This window comes from Nocardioides caricicola (assembly GCF_039541135.1).
Classification (GTDB): domain Bacteria; phylum Actinomycetota; class Actinomycetes; order Propionibacteriales; family Nocardioidaceae; genus Nocardioides; species Nocardioides caricicola.
The window spans coordinates 447,224-467,672 of sequence record NZ_BAABFQ010000006.1 but is presented as its reverse complement, the minus strand read 5'-3'; the positions used below and the strand labels follow the sequence as shown (position 1 = coordinate 467,672).

Below are 20,449 nucleotides of genomic sequence, written 5' to 3'. Positions count from 1 at the left end.
CAGCGCCCTCTCAGCGCTGGCGGGCGAACCACGGCCGGACCTCCGGCCGGATCAGCAGCGCCACCGCGGCGGACGCACCGATCAGCGAGGCCACCAGCAGGAACGCGCCGAGGACCACGCCGGCCAGGCTGAGGGCCGCGGCGGTCGCGGCGCAGATGACCAGCATGATCCGCGCCCACTCGGCGCGGCGGAACGTGAAGACCGCGAGCACGATCGCGGAGAGGCACCAGAGCACCAGCGCGCCCACCATCGCGAACGTCACCCCGAGCAGCAGGTCGTCGGTGACGCCCTGCGTGGTGAGCTCGGGGTTCTGCTCCCGGGCGCGGTCGAGCAGCGGCTGCGGTTCGAGCGCGAGTGCCACCGCCGCGGCGACGAGGCCGAGGATCGCGATCGACGAGAAGACCCAGGTCAACACGCAGGCCCACACGACGGCGGTGGGACGGGTGGCGGGGGCGGCGGCGTACGGCGCGGGCCACGCCGGCGGCTGCTGCCCCGGCTGCAGGGGCTGCCCCGGCTGCACGGGCGGCACGGGCTGCGCGGGCTGCGCGGGAGGGGCCGGCGCGGGCACCGGCACCGACGGTCGGGTGATGCCGTCGAACCAGTCGCGGGCGGGCTGCAGCCACAGCATCGCCGCGGACGCCGCGACCACCGACGACACGAAGCCGCCGGTGACCATGCCGGTGAGGAACAGCGGGACGGCGAGCACCGACAGGGCCATCCGGGCGCTCCGGCTGCGCCGCAGCACGTGGTAGCCGAGGATCGCGGCCGCCGTCGCGCACCCGGCGGCGACCATCGCGACCGTGCGCAGCAGCGTGAGGACGGTGTCGGTGCCGATGCCCAGGTCCGCGCCCGGGGGCTCGGCCAGGAACTTCTCGACCGACTCCCGGGTCTCGAGGGTGTGCAGGCCCGCGACCTGGTCGAAGACCATCGCCACGACGATGACGGATCCGACCATGATCAGCCACGCGGCCAGGGTCACCTGCCGCGGACGCGCCGGGCTGGGCTCGCTCACGCCGGCCATTCCATCACGCGGCCGTCAGCGTCAGTCCGTCGCCGTCCGGGTCGACGTCCACACCGACCCGCGAGCCGTCCACGACCTCACCGGCGATCAGCAGCTTGGCCAGGGGGTCGCCGATCGCGCTCTGGATCAGCCGGCGCAGCGGACGGGCGCCGTACGCCGGGTCGTAGCCGGTGTCGGCCAGCCAGCTGCGAGCCGCGTTGGTCACCGCGATCGTGATGCGCCGGACGGCCAGCCGCTTCTCGAGCAGCGCGAGCTGCAGGTCGACGATGTGGCTCAGCTCGTCCTTGGTCAGCGCGTCGAACAGGACGATCTCGTCGAGCCGGTTCAGGAACTCCGGCTTGAACGACGACCGCACGACCGCCATGACGGAGTCCCGCCTCTTCTCCGCGTCCAGCGTCGGGTCGACCAGGTAGCTCGACCCGAGGTTGCTGGTGAGGATCAGCAGCGTGTTGCGGAAGTCGACGGTGCGCCCCTGGCCGTCGGTGAGACGGCCGTCGTCGAGCACCTGCAGCAGGATGTCGAAGACCTCGGGGTGCGCCTTCTCCACCTCGTCGAGGAGCACGACGGAGTAGGGGCGACGGCGCACGGCCTCGGTGAGCTGGCCACCCTCGTCGTAGCCGACGTAGCCCGGAGGGGCGCCGACCAGGCGGGCCACCGAGTGCTTCTCGGAGTACTCGCTCATGTCGATGCGCACGATCGCCCGCTCGTCGTCGAACAGGAAGTCCGCCAGCGCCCGGGCCAGCTCGGTCTTGCCGGTGCCGGTGGGGCCGAGGAACAGGAACGAGCCGGTCGGGCGGTTCGGGTCGCTGATCCCGGCGCGCGAGCGGCGTACGGCGTCGCTCACCGCGGCGACCGCGGCGCGCTGGCCGACCAGCCGCTCGCCGATGACCTCCTCCATCCGGAGCAGCTTCGCGGTCTCGCCCTCGAGCATCCGCCCGGTGGGGATCCCGGTCCATGCCTCGACGACGTCGGCGATCTGCTCGGCGCCGACCTGCTCGCCGACGAGCGGCTCGAGCTGCGAGTCCTCCTGCTCGGCGGCGACCGAGGCCGACAGCGACTTCTCCAGCTGTGGGATCTGGACGTAGAGGATCTCGGAGGCGCGGCGCAGGTTCTCCTCGCCGCCCTCGCGCATCAGCTTCTCGGCCTGCACCCGGACCGCGTCCAGGCGCCGGCGCAGCTCGCCCTCGCCCTCGAGGGAGGACTTCTCCTTCTCCCAGCGGGCCTCGAGCGCGCGCAGCTCCTCCTGCCGGTCGGCGAGCTCGCCACGCAGGGTGGCCAGCCGCTCCTTGGACGCCTCGCCGGCGTCCTTCTCGAGCGCGAACTCCTCCATCTTCAGCCGCTCGACCAGGCGCCGGAGCTTGTCGATCTCGTCCGGGGAGGACTCGATCTCCATCCGCAGCCGGGACGCCGCCTCGTCGATCAGGTCGATCGCCTTGTCGGGCAGCTGGCGGCCGCTGATGTAGCGGTCCGACAGCGTGGCCGCGGCGACCAGGGCGGCGTCGGTGATCCGGACCCCGTGGTGGGCCTCGTACTTCTCCTGGATGCCGCGCAGGATCTGCACGGTGTCCTCGACCGAGGGCTCCCCCACGAAGATCGTCTGGAAGCGGCGCTCCAGCGCCGGGTCCTTCTCGATCCGCTGGCGGTACTCGTCGAGCGTGGTCGCACCGACCAGGTGCAGCTCGCCGCGCGCCAGCATCGGCTTGAGCATGTTGCCGGCGTCCATCGCGGAGTCGCTGCCGGCGCCCGCGCCGACGACCGTGTGGAGCTCGTCGATGAACGTGATGACCTGGCCGCCGGCGTCCTTGATCTCCTCGAGCACGGCCTTGAGCCGCTCCTCGAACTCACCGCGGAACTTCGCGCCCGCGACCATCGCGGCGAGGTCGAGGCTGAGCACCCTTCGACCCTTGAGCGAGTCGGGGACGTCGCCCGCGACGACGCGCTGCGCGAGGCCCTCGACGACGGCGGTCTTGCCGACGCCGGGCTCCCCGATCAGCACGGGGTTGTTCTTGGTACGGCGCGACAGCACCTGCACCACGCGCCGGATCTCGGTGTCGCGGCCGATGACCGGGTCGAGCCGGCCCTCCTCGGCGGCCTGGGTGAGGTCGACGGAGTACTTCTCCAGGGCCTTGTACGTCGACTCGGCGTCCTGGCTGGTCACCCGCCGGTTGCCGCGAACGGCGGTGAGGCTCTCGCGCAGCCCGGCCTCGGTGAGGCCCGCGTCGGTCAGCACCTTCTGCGCGCTGCTCTCGACGGTCGCGAGTGCGATCAGCAGGTGCTCGGCGGCGACGTACTCGTCCTGCATGCTCGCCGCGAGGTCGAGCGAGCTGGCGAGCACGCGGGTCAGGGCCGCGGAGCCGGACGGCTGCTGGACGGTTGCGCCGGTGGCGGTCGGGAGGGCGTGCAGCGCGGCCTCGGCGCGCGGCAGCAGCCCGGCGACGTCCACGCCGGCCTTCGCGACCAGGTTGGCGGCGGTGCCGTCGTCCTGGCGCAGCAGCGCGACGAGCAGGTGGATCGGCTCGGTGTGCGTGTTGCCGGCGGTGGTGGCCGCGACCTGCGCGGACTCGATCGCCTGCCGGCTGCGGGTGGTGAACTTGTCGGCTCCGAACTGACTCATCTCGTGACTCCTGTCGGTGAGGATCAGCGACCGCGGCGCCAGACCACGACGGACTGTCCGGGCTGGCCTGGGTTGTTCGGGGGCTCGCGGAGCACTGGAAGCTTGTTGGGGGCGGCGTCGCGGGACCGCAGGGTCCTGCGCAGCGCGTCGCGGGTGGCCTCGAGCTCGGCGACGAGCTCCTGGTTGCGCTGCACCAGGGCGGTCACGCGGTTCTGCAGGTCGAGGATCTGGCGGACCCCCTCGATGCCGATGCCCGAGGAGGTGAGCTCCGCGATCTCGCGGAGCAGCTCGATGTCGCGGAAGGAGTAGCGGCGGCCGCCGCCGCCGGTGCGGGTCGGGCTGATCAGCCCCATCCGCTCGTAGGTGCGCAGGGTCTGGGGGTGCAGGCCGCTCAGCTCGGCCGCGACGCTGATGACGAACACGGCAGCGTCGGGGCTGGGCGGCTCGAACGGCGGACGCTGGCTGGACACGTCATGCCTCCTCGAAGAGCTTCGAGCGCAGCGGCTTCCCGGCGGTCGCCGCCTGGTACGCCTCGACGGCCGCGCGGGCCTTGGCGTCGAGCACCGCCGGCACCTGGACCTCCAGCGTGGCCAGCAGGTCACCCTTGGTGCCGTCGGCCTTGGTAGCGCCCTTGCCGCGCACCCGGAAGGTGCGACCGTTCGGCGTGCCGGCCGGGACCTTGAGGGTCACCGGCGCGCCACCGAGGGTCGGCACCTTGATGTCCGCGCCGAGCGCGAGCTCGTCGAAGGCCACGGGCACGTCGATGGTGAGGTTGTCGCCCTTGCGGCCGAACAGCCGGTGCGGCGAGACCTTCACGGTGACGAACAGGTCACCGGCCGGGCCGCCGTTCTCGCCGGCCGCGCCCTTGCCGCGCAGCCGGATCTTCTGGCCGTCCTTGACGCCCGCGGGGATGCGGGCCTGGATGGTGCGGGCCGAGAGGCCGCGACCGTTGCCGTGGCAGGTCGGGCACGGCTCGTCGTAGACGAGCTGGCGGCCGCCGCAGCCGGGGCAGGTCTCGTTGATCGCGAACGCGCCGCCGGCCGAGCCGGTCACGAAGCCGGCGCCCTCGCACTGCGGGCAGACCTTGGGCTTGGTGCCCGGCTTGCCGCCGGTGCCCTTGCAGTCGGCGCAGGGCGAGTCGGCGGTCAGGCGCAGCGAGATCGTGACGCCCTCGATGGCGTCGTTGAACCCGATCGTCGCCGTGGTCTCGACGTCGCTGCCCTTCTGCGAGCGGCGCGGCTGCTGCCGCCCGCCGCGGAACAGGTCGCCGAACAGGTCACCGAACCCGCCGCCGCGACTCGCCTGCTCGCGCAGCAGGTCGTTGAGGTCGAAGCCGACGCCGCCGCCACCGGCGGTGCCGGTGTTGGTGTAGCCCCCGGGGAACCCGCCCCGGAAGCCGCCACCGGCGTACAGCTTGCGCATCTCGTCGTACTTGGCGCGCTTCTCGGGGTCACCGAGGACGTCGTAGGCCTCGGCCACCGACTTGAACTTGTCGTGCTTGGCGGCGTCGCCGGGGTTGGAGTCGGGGTGGTTCGCCCGCGCCAGCCGGCGGTAGGCCTTCTTGATCTCCTCGGCCGAGGCGTCCTTCTTGACCCCCAGCTGGTTGTAGAAGTCCTTGTTGGCCCAGTCGGCCCGGAACCCCTCCGTGCTGCTCACGCGCGCACCCCCCTTCTCTCGTTCCTGGTGTTCTCGACGGTCGTGCTACTCGGTCGGGCCCGACGGCGGATCGACCACCAGGACCTGCGCGGCGCGCACGACCCGGTCGCCGATGCGGTAGCCGGCCTTGGCGATCACCTTGCAGGTGGTCACCTGGACCTCCGGGTCCTCACCGATGTGGGAGAGGGCCTCGTGCACCGTGGGGTCGAACGCCTCGCCGGGCATGCCGAACTTCGCCAGGCCCAGCGCGGCGACGGTGCGCTCGAGCTGGTCGGCCACCGCGGCGAAGCCCGGGTCCATGCTCTGCCCGCTCGTCTGGGCGTGCTCGCGCGCGCGGTCGACGGTGTCGAGGACCTCGACGATCGGGGCGAGCGCGGCGTACGTCGCGTTCTCCTTGATCAGCTCGCGGTCGCGCTCCACGCGGCGCTTGTAGTTCATGAACTCGGCCTGCAGCCGCTGGAGGTCGCTGGTCCGCTCGGCGAGCTCCATCTTCGTGACGGTGAGCTCGTCGTCGGCCGGCGTGGGCTCCTCGACCTCCGACTCGTTGGCCATCTCGGCGGCCTGGTCACCGAAGGAACCCGGCGCGGGGGGAGGAGCAGGGGTCCCCTGCTCCTCACCCGCGGCCTGCGAGTCGAAGGACTCGTCGGTCACTTGGCGTCCTCGTCGGCCGGACCCTCGTCGACGATCTCGGCGTCGACGACGTCGTCGTCGGCCTCGCCGGTCGCGCCGGCCGATCCGCCCGCAGCGGCGGCGTCCGCCTCGGCCGCGGCGTACATGGCCGCGCCCATCTTCTGGCTGGACTCACCGAGCTTGCTGACGCCCGCGCGCAGGTCGTCGGCCGAGGCGTCCTCCTTCTCGAGGGTGACCTTGAGCGCGTCGACGTCGGTGCGGACCTCGGTCTTCACGTCCTCGGGCAGCTTCTCGTCGTTCTCGTCGAGGAACTTCTCGGTCGTGTAGACGAGCTGCTCGGCCTGGTTGCGGACCTCGACGGCCTCGCGACGCTTGGCGTCCTCCTCGGCGTACTGCTCGGCCTCGCGGACCATCCGGTCGATGTCGTCCTTCGACAGCGCGGAGCCGCCGGAGATCGTCATCGACTGCTCCTTGCCGGAGGCCTGGTCCTTCGCGGTCACGTGCACGATGCCGTTGGCGTCGATGTCGAAGGTGACCTCGATCTTCGGGATCCCGCGCGGGGCCGGCGGCAGGCCGGTGAGCTCGAAGTTGCCGAGGGGCTGGTTCTGCGCCCACATCTGGCGCTCGCCCTGGGCGACCTTGATCTCGACCGACGGCTGGTTGTCGTCGGCGGTCGTGAAGATCTCCGAGCGCTTGGTCGGGATCGTGGTGTTGCGCTCGATGAGGGTGGTCATCACGCCGCCCTTGGTCTCGATGCCCAGCGAGAGCGGGGTGACGTCGAGGAGCAGCACGTCCTTGACCTCGCCCTTGAGGACACCGGCCTGGAGCGCGGCGCCCACGGCGACGACCTCGTCGGGGTTCACGCCCTTGTTGGGCTCCTTGCCGCCGAGCAGCTCCTTGACGACGTCGGTCACGGCCGGCATGCGGGTCGAGCCGCCGACGAGGACCACGTGGTCGATGTTGGAGACCGCGACGCCGCCGTCCTTGAGGACCTGCTGGAACGGCTTCTTGGTCCGGTCGAGGAGGTCCGCGGTGAGCTTCTGGAACTCGCTGCGGGTCAGCTTCTCCTCGAAGTGCAGCGGGCCGGACTCGCCGTGGGTGATGTACGGCAGGTGGATCGTGGTCTCGGCGGACGAGGACAGCTCGATCTTCGCCTTCTCCGCGGCCTCCTGGAGGCGCTGCTTGGCGATCTTGTCGGCACCGAGGTCGACGCCGTTGTTGTCCTTGAACTTCTTGACCATCCACTCGACGACCCGGGCGTCCCAGTCGTCACCACCGAGGTGGTTGTCACCCGAGGTCGCCTTGACCTCGACCACGCCCTCGCCGATCTCGAGGAGGGACACGTCGAAGGTGCCGCCGCCGAGGTCGAAGACGAGGATCGTCTGGTCGTCGCCCTTGTCGAGCCCGTACGCGAGCGCGGCCGCGGTGGGCTCGTTGACGATGCGCTGGACGTTGAGGCCCGCGATCTCGCCGGCCTCCTTGGTGGCCTGGCGCTGCGCGTCGGAGAAGTACGCCGGGACCGTGATCACCGCGTCGGTGACCGGCTCGCCGAGGTAGGCCTCCGCGTCGCGCTTCAGCTTCTGCAGCACGAACGCGCTGATCTGCTGCGGGGTGAAGTCCTTGTCGTCGATCTTCTGCTTCCAGTCCGTGCCCATGTGGCGCTTGACGGACCGGATCGTCCGGTCGACGTTCGTGACGGCCTGCCGCTTGGCGACCTCGCCGACGAGGACCTCGCCGGACTTGGCGAAGGCCACCACCGACGGGGTCGTGCGAGCGCCCTCGGCGTTCGCGATGACGGTGGGCTCGCCACCCTCCAGGACGGCGACGACGCTGTTCGTCGTGCCGAGGTCGATGCCGACCGCTCGTGCCATGTCCGTGTACCTCCGCTGAGTCTGGGTTGCTGCTGCGGCCATCCTGCGCCGCCGCTTCGAGTCTGACAAATTAGTTGAGCCGGTTCAACTCAACTTTGCTCACTCGGCTCAACGCACAGCAGGGCGGTGATGTTCCCGGATCAGCCCACGAACTTGGCGACCATGGAGTCGCGGTGCAGACCCGGCAGGTCGGCCAGCGGGACCCACCGGGCCTCGCTGGTCGAGCCGTCCACCTCGTGGGTCAGCTCGCCGCCGGTCACCGTCGCCGCGAACACCACCCGCACGTTCTTCTGCCAGCGGTCACCGGCCCGCTCGAGCCGCCGCTCCGGCGCCACCAGGATGGTCTCGACGCCCACCAGCGCACCGAGCTCGACGTCGTACCCGGTCTCCTCGAACACCTCCCGCACGACGCCGTCCTCGAGGGCCTCGTGGAGGTCGATGCCGCCGCCGGGCAGCGTCCACAGCGGAACCTCGGGCTCGCTCCAGAGCGCCAGCAGCACGTGGTCGTCGCGGACGATGACGGCGTAGCCGCCGAGCCGGGTGTCGTAGTCGAGGAAGTCCATGGGGGAATGATCCAGGCCCACGGGGAACTGTGAGAGACATGACCGTTCCCACGATCACCCTGAACGACCAGACCACGATCCCGCAGCTCGGCTTCGGCGTCTTCCAGGTCCCGCCCGAGCAGACCCAGGCGACGGTGGAGACCGCGTTCGGCGTCGGCTACCGCCACATCGACACCGCGCAGATGTACCAGAACGAGGCAGGGGTCGGCGCCGCGATCGCCGCGGCCGGCCTTCCCCGCGACGAGCTCTACGTCACCAGCAAGCTCAACAACGGCCTGCACCGGCCCGACGACGCGCGCCGCTCGTTCGACGAGACGCTCCAGAGGCTCGGGCTGGACCGCATCGACCTGTTCCTCATCCACTGGCCGCTGCCGACGCGGTACGACGGCGACTTCGTCTCGACCTGGCGCACGCTCGCCGAGTTCGTGGCCGACGGCCGCGCCACCTCGGTCGGCGTCTCCAACTTCCAGCCGGCCCACCTCGACCGGATCGTCGAGGAGACCGGCGTCGTCCCGGTGGTGAACCAGATCGAGGTGCACCCGTACTTCGGCAACGAGGAGGCCCGAGCGGCCTCGCACCGCCACGGCATCGCCGTGGAGGCCTGGTCGCCGATCGCCCAGGGCGACGTCCTCGGCGACGAGGTGGTGGGCAAGATCGCCGCCGCGCACGGCAAGACCCCGTCGCAGGTCACGCTGCGCTGGCACGTCGAGCGGGGCGACATCGTGTTCCCGAAGTCGATGCACGAGGAGCGGATGCGGGAGAACTTCGAGATCTTCGACTTCTCCCTCTCGGCCGCCGAGGTCGCGGAGATCACCGCGCTCGACCGTGGCGAGGAGGGGCGTCGCGGCCCCAACCCGGACACGTTCGACTGGATCCCCGACTGAGCGCTCGCGCTCAGATCTCGAGCGAGCGTCCCCACTTGTCGAGGAGCGAGGCCAGCGTGTCGCGCTCCTCGACGGTGAGGCCGCCGACGAGCTCGTGCACCCGCGAGAGCGAGGCGCCCCAGACGACGTCGATCAGCTCCTTGCCGGCCGGGGTCAGCGAGACCACCCGGCTGCGGCCGTCACCTGGTCCAGACCGGCGGGTCACCCAGCCCTGCTCGACGCACCGATCGACCCGCTTGGTGACCGCGCCGCTGGACACGAGGGTCCAGTCGGCGATGGCCGACGGGGACATCTCGTACGGCGGTCCGGAGCGCAGCAGCGCGACCATCACGTCGAACTCACCGGCACCGAGTCCGTAGCGCGCGTAGAGCGCAACCCGCTGCTCCGTGAGCCAATCGGCGATGCTGTGCACCCGGCCGATGATCCCGATCGGCGAGGCGTCGACGTCCGGGCGCAACCCTTCCCACTGAGCGATGACTCGGGAGACGAGGTCCGGCTCAGCGTTCACGCCCGGGAATATATCTTGCACGGAAGCTAATATACTTTCCACGGAAACGACATGGGCGAGATCCACCCGATTTCGTCGTCGAGAAGCCCCGGTCGTCCGGTTTCAGTCGCCCCGGATGACGGTGACCGGGCAGGCCGCGTGCCGGACGCAGTGCTCGTCGACCGAGCCGCGCGTCCCGACCACGATCAGGTCATCGGCGCCGGCCTCGCGGACCAGCTCCTCGGCGATCGAGCCGTGGTGGGCGACGTACTCGACCTCGACCGGCGACCCCGCCACCACCGACGCGACGTCGCGGCGCAGGTCCTCGAGCACCGCGGCCTCGAAGTCCTCGATCGGCGGGACGTAGCCGCCGGTCATCGAGGCCGGCCGGGGCGCGCTCGACATCGACCACGCGCGCACCACCCGGACGCCCGCCCCGACCGCGGCGGCGTAGTCGAGCGCCCAGACGAGCGCGGCACGGGCTGCGGGCGATCCGTCGTGGCCGACGAAGACGGTGCGAGTGGTCATGCCCCGGAGCCTAGTCAGCCGATCGTGACCCGGACCTCGTTCGACTCCATGCCGGAGTCGGTGTCGACCACCCTGAACTTGTTCACACCCAGCACGCCGGTCTGCACGTACGTCGAGAACGTCTCGTCGCTGACCGAGACCGTGACACCGAAGTCCTGCCAGGAGCCGCCGGCGAACCGCTCCACGCGCAGGATCGCGCCCTCTCCGCCGGAGTACACGCCGGTGAGGTCGAGCCGCTCCATCGAGCCGACGGTCGTGGCCCCGGCCGACAGGGTGATCTGCTTGCGCGGCGACTCGCTGCGCGTCGGCTTCTGGGTCGGCGCCGCCGTCTCCGTGGACCCGTCGGGAGCCAACGTGATCTGCGGCTCGGTCTCCTTCGGCGTCTTCTCGGGCCGCGGGACGTACAGCGAGCGCTCGGACGTGCTGTCGCCCGAGCCGCCGTCCTCGCCGAGGCCCAGCACGCGCGCGCCCGCGATCGCGACGCCGCCCAGGATCAGGCCGACCACGACCGCGACACCCACGAGCGCGACCAGGCCGGCGACGATCGGGTGCCCCTCGCGGGGCGGCTCCGGCAGCTGCTCGGACACGGTGTGGTCACTCCCCCGGGATCTGGTGCGGTCGTCGTCCCCATTGTCGGGGACGGCGCAAGCCCCCCGGTCAGCGGGGTTCGAGCACCACCACCGGGATCTCCCGGTCGGTCCACGCGGCGTAGTTCTCGAAGTCGGCGTAGAGCTCGACCAGGCGCGGCCACAGCGCGGCCTTCTCCTCGGGGCCGGCGGTGCGCGCCCGGACCCGGCGTACCCCCTCCTTGCGCAGCCGCACGGTGGTGTCGGGGTGGGCGACGAGGTTCGGGTACCACTGCGGGTTCTTGGGCAGCCCGCCCTGGGAGGCGACGATCACCAGGTCAGGACCGTCCTCGAGGTACAGCAGCGGGGTCGTGAACGTCGTCCCGGACTTGCGCCCGACGTGGTCGAGCAGCAGCGTCGGGACCGGCTTCTTCCAGCCGGCGCCGATCCGCCACTTCGAGCCGATCCGCCCGTTGGTCAGCTTGAAGACCCGGACCTGCGCCTTCGCGCCGTACTTGATGATCTTCGCGGTCAGCGGGGAGTCGAGCCCGTTCGGTTTCTCCTTCACAGCCCCGCCCCTAGATCCCGCGCTTCCAGACGATCTCCTCGTGCAGCTTCCTGCTGCGCCAGCCGTCCGAGGTGCGGGTCATCGTGTGGTGGTAGAGCCCGCCGAACTCGACCACCTTCTCACCACCCTGGCCGTCGTCCATCGGCATGGGGTTGTGGAAGTACGCCGTGGCCACCGCCTCGTCCCCGGCGCCGCTCTCGGGGAACGTGATCGCGATCTGGGCCAGCGAGTGCATCCGCTTCGGGAAGAAGGCCGGCAGCACCTCGGCCAGCCAGGTCTTCACCGTCGGGTAGGTGTCGGCGATCCCGCCGGACTCGGTGTAGTCGATCTCGGCGTCGGGCGTGAAGACCGTGTCGAGCAGGTCCCACTCGCCGGTGTCGATGCCGCGCGTGTAGCGGATGATGGCGCCCTCGATCTCGAGGCGGTCGCTGATCTCCTGAAGGTCCACGCCCGAACTCTGGCACAGAACTGAAACACGTTCTAGTCTGTGCCCATGCGATTCACCTACGCCGAGGCGATGACCCAGGCGCAGTACTACGCGCCGCTCGCCCAGGCCGCCGAGGCCGCCGGGTACACGTCGATGACGGTGGCCGACAGCCTCATCTACCCCAAGGACTCCGACTCGAAGTACCCCTACACCGACACCGGGGACCGCGCGTTCCTGGACGGCAAGGAGTTCATCGAGACGATGGTGCTGTGCGCGCACCTGTTCGCGCACACGACCACGCTGCGGCTCACGCCGTTCGTGCTGAAGCTCCCGGTGCGCCCGCCGGTGCTGGTCGCCAAGCAGGCCTCGTCGCTGGCGTTCCTCTCGAACAACCGCCTCGGTCTCGGCGTCGGCATCTCGCCGTGGCCCGAGGACTTCGCCAACCTCGGCGTCTCCTGGGAGAAGCGCGGGAAGCGGATGGACGAGTGCATGGACATCCTGCGCGGCCTCACCACCGGTGAGTTCTTCTCGTACTCCGGGGAGTTCTACGAGGTCGACGAGCTCAAGCAGTGCCCCGGCGCCAGCGAGAAGATCCCGCTGCTCGTCGGCGGACACGTCGACGCCGCGCTGCGCCGCGCCGTGGTGAAGGGCGACGGCTGGATGCACGCCGGCGGCGACGGCGAGGAGCTGGACCGGATGCTCGTCCGCCTCCAGGAGATCCGCAAGGAGGAGGGCGACACCCGCGACGACTTCGAGGTCCACGTGATCTCGTACGACGCCTACACCCCCGACGGCATCAAGCGCCTGGAGGACAAGGGCGTCACCGACTGCATCGTCGGCTTCCGGGTGCCGTACATCATGGGCCCCGACACCGAGCCGCTCGAGAAGAAGATCGAGCACCTGGAGCGGTACGCCGAGGACGTCATCCACAAGGTCAACGGATGAGGCGCCGGGGTTTCGAGGCTCGCTTCGCTCGCACCTCAACCGCCGGCACGGTGGTTGAGGTGCGAGGAGCGCCAGCGACGAGCCTCGAAACCACCACCGGAGGCAGCGATGTCTCCGGCACGGTGGTTGAGGTGCGAGGAGCGCCAGCGACGAGCCTCGAAACCACTACCGGAGGCAGCGATGTCTCCGGCACGGTGGTTGAGGTGCGAGGAGCGCCAGCGACGAGCCTCGAAACCACCACCGGAGGCAGCGATGTCTGAGTCGTACGGCCTGACCAAGGTCCTCCAGGACGCGATCGCGGAGGCCGAGGAGCTGGTCGCGAACGCGCCCTTCATCAAGACCGAGCAGGACCGGCTCGAGGGCTACGACTACCTGTCCGGGCGGATCCGGATGGCCATGCAGATGGCGTTCGACCACGACCTCGACCGGCCGCTGTTCATCAACCCCACGCACCAGTTCTCCCGCCAGGGCCTCGACAACCCGGACGCCATCTACTTCAACGCCTACCTCAAGGAGGGCGTGGAGTACGTCATCCGGGGCCGTCGCGGGACGAGCGCGGACCTGTCGTTCCAGGTGATGTCCGGCTCCTACTCCGCCGACTCGGCCGCCGGGTCGATGCTCGCCTTCGACGACCGCGAGCTGGAGAAGGACGCCGACGGGAACTTCGAGTTCCGCTACGTCGCCGAGCCCGGCGCGAAGACGATGATCGTGCGCGAGGTCTTCAACGACTGGGACACCGAGGAGCGCGGCACGCTCACCATCGAGCGCGTCGACACCCTCGGCCAGCCGGCCAAGCCGCTGCGCAAGGAGCGGATCGCGCAGCGCTACGAGGTCGCCGCGAAGAGCCTGGTCGGGTCGATCCAGACGTGGATCGCGTTCCCGCACTTCTTCCAGTACAAGGAGCCGGCCAACGTCCCGACCGCGCCGCAGTCGACGCCCGGCGGGCTGTCGTCGCAGCGCTCCTCGATCGGCCACTACGCGCTCGCGGAGGACGAGGCCCTCGTCATCACCGTGCCCGAGTGCACCGACTGCGCCTACCAGGCGATCCAGATCGGCTCCGACTGGTACGCCTCGACCGACTACGAGACGCACCAGACCTCACTGACCAAGGCGCAGGCGCAGGTCGACCCCGACGGCAAGATGCGCTTCGTCATCTCGGAGACGCCGCCCGGCGGCACGCCGATCGCGAACTGGCTGGAGACCACCGGCCACCGCACCGGCGCGATCATGCTGCGCTGGCAGCGCCTCGAGCGCGACCTCGGACCCGAGGACGGTCCGGTCGCCGAGGTGATGCCGCTCGCCGACGTACCTTCTCGGGTCCCGCACTTCACCCCACTCACCACCGAGGAGTACGCCGCGCGGATCGCCGCCCGGCAGCGCTCCGTTGCCCGAAGGATGATCAGCTGATGAGCGACCTCGGCTACGCCCAGGCCCACGACACCTCGATCGAGGACCGCTACACCGCCGTACCCCTGCTCAAGGGGAAGGTCATCGTCGTCTCCGGCATCGGCCCCGGCCTCGGCCGGGCGCTGGCGGAGGAGGCGGCGAAGATGGGTGCGGACCTGGTGATCGCCAGCCGCACCGAGTCGCGGCTCCTCGAGCTCCAGGCCGACCTGGAGGGCTACGGCACCAAGGTGGTCAGCGTGGTCGCCGACGTGACCGACGAGGACTCGCGGGCGAACCTGCTCGCCAAGACCCTCGAGGCGTTCGGCCGCGTGGACTGCGTCATCAACAACGCGTTCACGATCCCGCCGATGGACCCGATCACCCAGATCGAGCCGCGCAAGCTCGCGAAGGTCAACGAGACCAACGTGTTCGCGCCGCTGCGGCTCTCCGCACTGTTCGCCGACGCGCTCTCGGAGTTCAAGGGCTCGATCATCATGCTGAACTCCTGCGTGGTGTTCTCCTCGCAGCCGGAGTACGCCGGCTACAAGCTGTCGAAGGGCGCGCTCGAGCACCTCGCCTCGTCGCTGGCCACCGAGCTCGGCCCGCGCGGCATCCGCGTCAACAGCGTGGCGCCGTCGTACATCTACGAGGACGTCAACCGCGGCTACTTCGACTTCCTCGGCGCAGTGGAGAACAAGACGCACGATGAGGTGTACGCCGAGAAGGCCGGCCCGACCGACCTGAAGCGGCTGGCCTCCCCGCAGGAGGTCGCCCGGGCGACGCTGTTCCTCGCCTCCGACCTCGCGTCCGCCGTCACCGGGCAGATGCTGACCGTCGACTGCGGCGAGTTCCACGACTGATGGCCTTGGTTTCGAGGCTCGCTTCGCTCGCACCTCAACCAGCGGCTTCGGTGGTTGAGGTGCGAGGAGCGCTAGCGACGAGCCTCGAAACCACCCCGACGTGGGAGACACGATGAGCGACAACATCATGACCCGGGAGCGGGCGGACGTCGGCAGCTACGAGGACATCGTGGCCGCCGCCGTCCGCACCACCGGCATGTCGGACTTCGGGGACGGGGTCCACGAGGAGGGGCTGCGCGTCCTCGTCGAGGACCTGGCGTCCCCCGAGGCCGGGCTGACGCCGCGAGGCAACTACTTCCAGCGCTCCGAGGTGAAGTCGGCGCTGGTGGGCGTCCTGCTCACCCAGGCGCAGTTCACCGCCCACCCCGAGCACCGCGACGTCCCGATCGAGCGGCCGATCTTCCTGATGGGCCTGCCCCGCACCGGCACGACCGCGCTGCACCGCTACCTGCACGCCGACCCGAACGCCCAGGGCCTGGAGATGTGGCTCACGCAGTACCCGCAGCCGCGCCCGCCCCGCGAGACGTGGGAGTCCGACCCGATCTTCAACGCGATGCAGCAGGGCTTCGCCGCGCACCACGTAGAGAACCCCGAGTTCATGGGGATCCACTACATGGACGCCACCACGGTCGAGGAGTGCTGGCGGCTGCTGCGCCAGACCGGCAAGTCCAACTCGTACGAGGCCCTGGCGAACCTGCCGCGCTACACCGAGTGGCTCAAGAACCAGGACTGGACCGACGCCTACGCGCGACACAAGCAGAACCTGCAGCTGGTCGGGCTCAACGACCCCGAGAAGCGCTGGGTGCTCAAGAACCCGTCACACATGACCGCGCTCGACGCGCTGATGACGGTCTACCCGGACGCGCTGGTCGTCTACACGCACCGCGATCCCGTCACCTGCATCGCGTCGTCGTGCTCGCTGTCCGCGGAGACCACGGTCGGCCACAGCGACACCTACGTCGGTGGCGTCATCGGGCACACGCAGCTGGACCTGTGGTCCCGGGCGTTCCACGCCTTCCACGACGCGCGGCCGAAGTACGACCAGGCCCAGTTCATCGACGTCGCCTTCAAGGACCTGGTGTCCGACCCGCTCGCGGTGACGCGCCGGATCTACGACCAGTTCGGTCTCGACTGGACGCCCGAGGTGCAGTCGGCGGTCGAGGAGATCGACCAGGAGTCCAAGCAGGGCAAGGCAAAGCCCTCGCACACGTACACACTCAAGGACTACGGCCTCAGCGAGGACCGGGTCCGGGCGGCGTTCGATCGATAGGGAGCAGCGGTGGTTTCGAGGCTCGCTTCGCTCGCACCTCAACCACCGTCTGGGTGGTTGAGGTGCGAGGAGCGCCAGCGACGAGCCTCGAAACCACCGTCTCGGTGGTTGAGGTGCGAGGAGCGCTAGCGACGAGCCTCGAAACCACCGTCTCGGTGGTTGAGGTGCGAGGAGCGCTAGCGACGAGCCTCGAAACCACAGAAACGGAGAGGGAGACATGAACAAGAAGCGCGTTGTCGTCTGGGGCACGGGCGTCGTCGGGTCGATGGTGATCGCGGAGATCCTCGAGCACCCGGTGTTCGAGCTGGTCGGGGTCGGCGTCACCCGGTCCGAGCGGGCCGGCCAGGACGTCGGAACCCTGGTGGGACTGGGGGAAACGGGCATCACGACGACGACGTCGGTCGAGGAGCTGATCGCGCTGAGGCCGGACGCGCTGGTGCACTACGGCCCGACCGCGCAGTACGCCGACGAGAACATCAAGGTGATGTCGGCGTTCCTCCGCGCCGGCATCGACGTCTGCTCGACCGCGATGACGCCGTGGGTGTGGCCGGGCATGAAGCAGAACCCGGGCAACTGGATCACGCCGATCGAGGAGGCGTGCGCCGCCGGGAACGCGTCGTGCTTCACCACCGGCATCGACCCGGGCTTCGCCAACGACCTGTTCCCGTTGACGCTGATGGGCCTGTGCGGCCGCGTCGACTCGGTGCGCGCGTCCGAGCTGCTCGACTACACCGACTACGAGGGCGACTACGAGGACGAGATGGGCATCGGCCGCCCGCCGTCGTACACGCCCCTGCTCGAGATCCCCGACCTGCTGATCATGGCGTGGGGCGCGACCGTGCCGATGATCGCGCACGCCGCGGGCATCGAGCTCGACGACATCACCACCACGTGGGAGAAGTGGGTGACGCCGACCGACCGCAAGACCGCGAAGGGCGTCATCGAGGCCGGGAACGTCGCCGCGATCCGCTTCACGATCAACGGGGTCTACCAGGGCCGCGAGGTGATCTCGCTCGAGCACGTCAACCGGATCGGTCTGGACGCCGCGCCGGACTGGCCGGCCGGGGCGGGTGACGACGTGTACCGCGTCGACATCATCGGTTCGCCGTCGATCAGCCAGGAGACGGCCTTCCGGTTCACCGATGGCTCCGGCCGCGCGCCCGCCGTCGCCGGCTGCCTGGCGACCGGGCTCCGCGCGCTCAACGCCGTGCCGTACGTCAACGACCTGCCGGCCGGCTGGGTGACCGCGCTCGACCTGCCGCTGATCCCGGGCGTCGGCACGATCCGGTAGCGAGAACCCCTGCGGCGCGGCCGCCGTTCCGACAGAATCGGGTCGAGCGTTCTCGGGTTCGAGCCCCCTGCCGTGCTTGGAGACGCCGGAACAGGGGACCCCGTGCTCATCTCTGCTCGCCTGCGCGCACTCACCGCCGCCTGCGTGGTGGCCGCCGGGCTCGCCGTCGGCGTGGCGCCGGCAGCCCAGGCGCTCCCGCCGGTCACGTGGACCGGCGCGGTCGACGCCCTGTGGTCCGAGCCGGGCAACTGGGACACCGGCAGCGTGCCCGGCCCGGTCGACGACGTGGTCTTCCCGCCCGCCGTCGGCCGGACGGACATGGTGAACGACCTCCCGGGAGGCGCCTACTTCTCCTCGATCGCCTTCACCGGCGCCGGCTACCGCGTCTCGGGCAACGGCGTCCAGCTGGTAGCGGGCCTGGCGGTGAACCACGGCACCGGCACGACCACGCTCGACGTCCCGGTCACCCTCGACGGCGGCGGCACGGCGTACGTCACCGGAGGCACGACCCTCGACCTGGACGGGACGCTCTCCGCAGCGGTCGTGAACCTCGACGGCGGTGGGACCCTCCAGGTGGATGGCACCCTCCTGAGCCCGATCGTCCTGGCGAACGGCAGCCGGTTGACGGGGTCGGGAAGTCTGAGCGGGACGGCGATCGGCGCCACCGGGGCGTCGACGATCAGCCCGGGCACGGCTGATGGTCCGGGAAACCTCTCGTACACGCCGGCGTCACACCTCAGCCTGCCGAGCGGCTCCACCCTGCACGTCGACATCGACGGTCCGATCGCCGCCAGCGGCTACGACCGGCTGACGCTGTCCGACCCCTCGGCACTCTTCAACCCGAACGGGGCGACCCTGGACGTCGACCTCGGTTACCGGCCGGCAGTCAACAGCAGCTTCCAGATCGTCTCCCAGGGCGTCGGGACACCCATCACCGGGCGCTTCAACGGCCTGTCCCAGTTCTCGTCCTTCACCAGCGAAGGGGTCACCTTCTCGGTCGGCTACTTCAACACGGGCATCGTCCTCACCGTGACCGCGGTCGACGTCCCGAGCGGAACCGTGACCGTCGCCGACACCGCCCTGCGGGCTGGGGAGACGTCCCCGGTCACCATCGCCTTCGGCGGACCCGTCACCGGCTTCGACAACACCGACCTGACCGTGCCCAACGGGACCCTCAGCCCGGTCTCGAGCAGCGACGGCGGCACGACGTGGACCGCCACCCTCACCCCGGCCGCCTCGGTGAACGACGCCAGCAACGTCATCACCCTCGACAACGGCGGTGTCACGAGTGCCGGCGGCAACCCTGGCTTCGGCACCACGACCTCGAACAACTACGCCATCGACAGCACCCGGCCGACGGCGACCGTGGTCGTCGCCGACACCGACCTCCGGGCCGGCGAGACCTCGCTGGTCACCGTCACGTTCAGCGAGGCAGTCACCGGGTTCGACAGCACCGACCTCTCCGTTGCCAACAGCACGCTGTCTGCAGTCTCGTCCTCCGACGGCGGCCTCACGTGGACCACCACCCTCACCCCGGCCACGTCGGTCCGCGACGCCAGCAATGTCATCACCCTCGACAACACCGGCATCGAGGACCTCGCGGGGAACGCCGGCACCGGCACCACGAACTCGACCAACTACAGCGTCTCCACCATCCGCCCGACCGCGAGCATCGTGGTCGCCGACACGGATCTCGGAATCGGCGAGACCTCCCTGGTCACCATCACGTTCAGCGAGGCCGTCTCCGGGTTCGACAACGCCGACCTGAGCATCGCCAACGGCACCCTGTCCCCCGTCTCGTCCACCGACGGCGGCGTCACGTGGACCGCCATCCTCACCCCCAGCCCGTCGACCGACGACGCGACCAACGTCATCACCCTCGCCAACGGTGGGTTCCAGAACGGCGACGGAAACACCGGCGCCGGGACCACGACCTCCAACAACTACGCGATCTCCACCATCCCCCCGATCCCCACGGACCTGCTGGCACCGAGCTCGGCCGCCACCGGCCCCGAGCACAGCCAGAAGCCGACGTGGACGATCACCTACACCGCGTCGGACGCGGCCTCCGGGGTCGCCTCCGTCGACCTCTACGTCCAGGCGCCCGGCGAGACGACGTACACCAAGGTCGCCACCGACTCCGCCGCCCAGGACGGTGAGTTCACCTACACCGGCGACCTCGACGGCACCTACCGCTTCCACACGATCGCCACCGACCGTGCCGTAAACGTCGAGGCCACTCCCGCCGGCGCGGACGTCACCACCGTGCTCGACACCGTGACGCCCTCCTCGCAGGCCACCGGGCCGAGCCTCGGCAGTGCGCGCACCTGGACGATCACCTACGACGCGACCGACGCGACCTCCGGCATCGCCTCCGTCGACCTCTACGTCCAGGCACCCGGCGAGACGACGTACACCAAGGTCGCCACCGACTCCGCCGCCCAGGACGGTGAGTTCACCTACACCGGCGACCTCGACGGCACCTACCGCTTCCACACGATCGCCACCGACCGTGCCGGAAACGTCGAGGCCACACCGGCCGGGCCCGACCTCATCACCGTGCTCGACACCCGAGCGCCGGTGCTGCGGGCCGCCGGTCCTGCGCGGTTGTCGTTCGACCTCAGCCAGGGCCGAGCGCTGGCTCTCAGGTTCCGCGTGGACGAGACGGTGTCGGCGACCTTCCGGATCCTCGAGCGCGGCGCAACGGTCCGCACTTTCGAGGCTCGTGCTGGCGGACCTGGCGTGCTGGAGCAGCGCTGGCGCGGCGGCACGGACGGTGGGGCGCGCGTGGAGCCCGGTCGCTACCGGGTCGTCGTCACCGCCCACGACGCGGCCGGGAACAAGTCCCGGGCGAGCATGCCGTTGCGCGTGCGACGCTAGCC

19 protein-coding genes are annotated in these 20,449 nt (G+C 70.3%); 7 read left to right on the top strand and 12 right to left on the bottom strand.

The genetic code is table 11. The annotated features are described in order from the left end of the window. Positions 1–10: 10 nt before the first annotated feature. The 7 genes from ABD875_RS13585 to ABD875_RS13555 all read right to left on the bottom strand — a co-directional run bounded on the left by ABD875_RS13585 (position 11) and on the right by ABD875_RS13555 (position 8,355). Positions 11–1,012, bottom strand: coding sequence for a hypothetical protein (locus ABD875_RS13585; protein ID WP_345177716.1), 1,002 nt, complete (start codon positions 1,010–1,012; stop codon positions 11–13). A 13-nt stretch (positions 1,013–1,025) separates the two neighbouring features. Beyond that, entirely contained in the window at positions 1,026–3,635 is a 2,610-nt protein-coding gene (clpB, locus tag ABD875_RS13580; protein WP_345177714.1) for an ATP-dependent chaperone ClpB, read from the bottom strand. A gap of 23 nt (positions 3,636–3,658) precedes the next feature. Next, positions 3,659–4,105, bottom strand: coding sequence for a heat shock protein transcriptional repressor HspR (locus tag ABD875_RS13575; protein ID WP_345177711.1), 447 nt, complete (start codon positions 4,103–4,105; stop codon positions 3,659–3,661). A gap of 1 nt (position 4,106) precedes the next feature. After that, positions 4,107–5,291, bottom strand: coding sequence for a molecular chaperone DnaJ (dnaJ, locus tag ABD875_RS13570; protein WP_345177709.1), 1,185 nt, complete (start codon positions 5,289–5,291; stop codon positions 4,107–4,109). A 45-nt stretch (positions 5,292–5,336) separates the two neighbouring features. Beyond that, complete coding sequence (gene grpE / locus ABD875_RS13565) at positions 5,337–5,942, bottom strand: nucleotide exchange factor GrpE (RefSeq protein ID WP_345177706.1); 606 nt, start codon at positions 5,940–5,942, stop codon at positions 5,337–5,339. Further along, on the bottom strand, positions 5,939–7,792 hold the full coding sequence (dnaK, locus tag ABD875_RS13560; protein WP_345177704.1) for a molecular chaperone DnaK: 1,854 nt from the start codon (positions 7,790–7,792) through the stop codon (positions 5,939–5,941). Before dnaK ends, grpE begins: the two co-directional genes overlap by 4 nt. Before the next feature lie 140 nt (positions 7,793–7,932). After that, on the bottom strand, positions 7,933–8,355 hold the full coding sequence (locus ABD875_RS13555) for an NUDIX hydrolase (RefSeq protein ID WP_345177702.1): 423 nt from the start codon (positions 8,353–8,355) through the stop codon (positions 7,933–7,935). A 38-nt stretch (positions 8,356–8,393) separates the two neighbouring features. Between ABD875_RS13555 and ABD875_RS13550 the strand changes: the two genes are divergently transcribed. Beyond that, the gene (locus ABD875_RS13550; RefSeq protein WP_345177700.1) at positions 8,394–9,239 is read left to right on the top strand and encodes an aldo/keto reductase; all 846 of its coding nucleotides are present in this window, start codon (positions 8,394–8,396) and stop codon (positions 9,237–9,239) included. 10 nt (positions 9,240–9,249) lie between these two features. Here the strand turns inward: ABD875_RS13550 and ABD875_RS13545 are convergent, their stop codons facing one another. From ABD875_RS13545 to ABD875_RS13525, 5 genes are all read right to left on the bottom strand, one after another. Next, complete coding sequence (locus ABD875_RS13545; RefSeq protein ID WP_345177698.1) at positions 9,250–9,747, bottom strand: MarR family winged helix-turn-helix transcriptional regulator; 498 nt, start codon at positions 9,745–9,747, stop codon at positions 9,250–9,252. 102 nt (positions 9,748–9,849) lie between these two features. After that, on the bottom strand, positions 9,850–10,254 hold the full coding sequence (locus ABD875_RS13540) for a universal stress protein (RefSeq protein ID WP_345177696.1): 405 nt from the start codon (positions 10,252–10,254) through the stop codon (positions 9,850–9,852). 14 nt (positions 10,255–10,268) lie between these two features. Further along, complete coding sequence (locus ABD875_RS13535; RefSeq protein WP_345177693.1) at positions 10,269–10,841, bottom strand: hypothetical protein; 573 nt, start codon at positions 10,839–10,841, stop codon at positions 10,269–10,271. Between the two features lie 70 nt (positions 10,842–10,911). Next, positions 10,912–11,388 (bottom strand): nitroreductase/quinone reductase family protein, encoded by a 477-nt coding sequence (locus ABD875_RS13530; protein ID WP_345177690.1) that lies wholly within the window; start codon positions 11,386–11,388, stop codon positions 10,912–10,914. 10 nt (positions 11,389–11,398) lie between these two features. Continuing rightward, complete coding sequence (locus ABD875_RS13525) at positions 11,399–11,836, bottom strand: nuclear transport factor 2 family protein (RefSeq protein WP_345177686.1); 438 nt, start codon at positions 11,834–11,836, stop codon at positions 11,399–11,401. Between the two features lie 45 nt (positions 11,837–11,881). On the opposite strand from ABD875_RS13525, the gene ABD875_RS13520 reads away from it, so the two are divergent. The 6 genes from ABD875_RS13520 to ABD875_RS13495 all read left to right on the top strand — a co-directional run bounded on the left by ABD875_RS13520 (position 11,882) and on the right by ABD875_RS13495 (position 20,447). After that, positions 11,882–12,760 carry a TIGR03619 family F420-dependent LLM class oxidoreductase gene (locus ABD875_RS13520; protein ID WP_345177683.1) on the top strand — a complete coding sequence of 293 codons (879 nt, stop codon included), beginning with the start codon at positions 11,882–11,884 and terminating at the stop codon, positions 12,758–12,760. 252 nt (positions 12,761–13,012) lie between these two features. After that, a complete protein-coding gene (locus ABD875_RS13515; RefSeq protein WP_345177680.1) occupies positions 13,013–14,167 on the top strand; it encodes a hypothetical protein in 1,155 nt (384 codons plus the stop codon). Next, positions 14,167–15,006 (top strand): SDR family oxidoreductase, encoded by an 840-nt coding sequence (locus tag ABD875_RS13510; RefSeq protein ID WP_345177675.1) that lies wholly within the window; start codon positions 14,167–14,169, stop codon positions 15,004–15,006. The genes ABD875_RS13515 and ABD875_RS13510 overlap by 1 nt, the downstream gene beginning before the upstream one ends. A gap of 112 nt (positions 15,007–15,118) precedes the next feature. Next, the gene (locus tag ABD875_RS13505; RefSeq protein WP_345177671.1) at positions 15,119–16,276 is read left to right on the top strand and encodes a sulfotransferase family protein; all 1,158 of its coding nucleotides are present in this window, start codon (positions 15,119–15,121) and stop codon (positions 16,274–16,276) included. Positions 16,277–16,493: 217 nt separating this feature from the next. Next, positions 16,494–17,567 (top strand): NAD(P)H-dependent amine dehydrogenase family protein, encoded by a 1,074-nt coding sequence (locus ABD875_RS13500; protein ID WP_345177667.1) that lies wholly within the window; start codon positions 16,494–16,496, stop codon positions 17,565–17,567. Between the two features lie 102 nt (positions 17,568–17,669). Continuing rightward, positions 17,670–20,447 carry an Ig-like domain-containing protein gene (locus ABD875_RS13495; RefSeq protein WP_345177664.1) on the top strand — a complete coding sequence of 926 codons (2,778 nt, stop codon included), beginning with the start codon at positions 17,670–17,672 and terminating at the stop codon, positions 20,445–20,447. Positions 20,448–20,449: the final 2 nt, after the last annotated feature.

What these genes read in the sequence shown, in the direction of transcription:
- ABD875_RS13500 (WP_345177667.1), top strand. Translation starts at nt 16,494, where the DNA reads ATGAACAAGAAGCGCGTTGTCGTCTGGGGCACGGGCGTCGTCGGGTCG.
- ABD875_RS13550 (WP_345177700.1), top strand. Translation starts at nt 8,394, where the DNA reads ATGACCGTTCCCACGATCACCCTGAACGACCAGACCACGATCCCGCAG.
- ABD875_RS13540 (WP_345177696.1), bottom strand. Translation starts at nt 10,254, where the DNA reads ATGACCACTCGCACCGTCTTCGTCGGCCACGACGGATCGCCCGCAGCC.
- clpB (WP_345177714.1), bottom strand. Translation starts at nt 3,635, where the DNA reads ATGAGTCAGTTCGGAGCCGACAAGTTCACCACCCGCAGCCGGCAGGCG.
- ABD875_RS13515 (WP_345177680.1), top strand. Translation starts at nt 13,013, where the DNA reads ATGTCTGAGTCGTACGGCCTGACCAAGGTCCTCCAGGACGCGATCGCG.
- ABD875_RS13510 (WP_345177675.1), top strand. Translation starts at nt 14,167, where the DNA reads ATGAGCGACCTCGGCTACGCCCAGGCCCACGACACCTCGATCGAGGAC.
- ABD875_RS13505 (WP_345177671.1), top strand. Translation starts at nt 15,119, where the DNA reads ATGAGCGACAACATCATGACCCGGGAGCGGGCGGACGTCGGCAGCTAC.
- ABD875_RS13555 (WP_345177702.1), bottom strand. Translation starts at nt 8,355, where the DNA reads ATGGACTTCCTCGACTACGACACCCGGCTCGGCGGCTACGCCGTCATC.
- dnaK (WP_345177704.1), bottom strand. Translation starts at nt 7,792, where the DNA reads ATGGCACGAGCGGTCGGCATCGACCTCGGCACGACGAACAGCGTCGTC.
- ABD875_RS13520 (WP_345177683.1), top strand. Translation starts at nt 11,882, where the DNA reads ATGCGATTCACCTACGCCGAGGCGATGACCCAGGCGCAGTACTACGCG.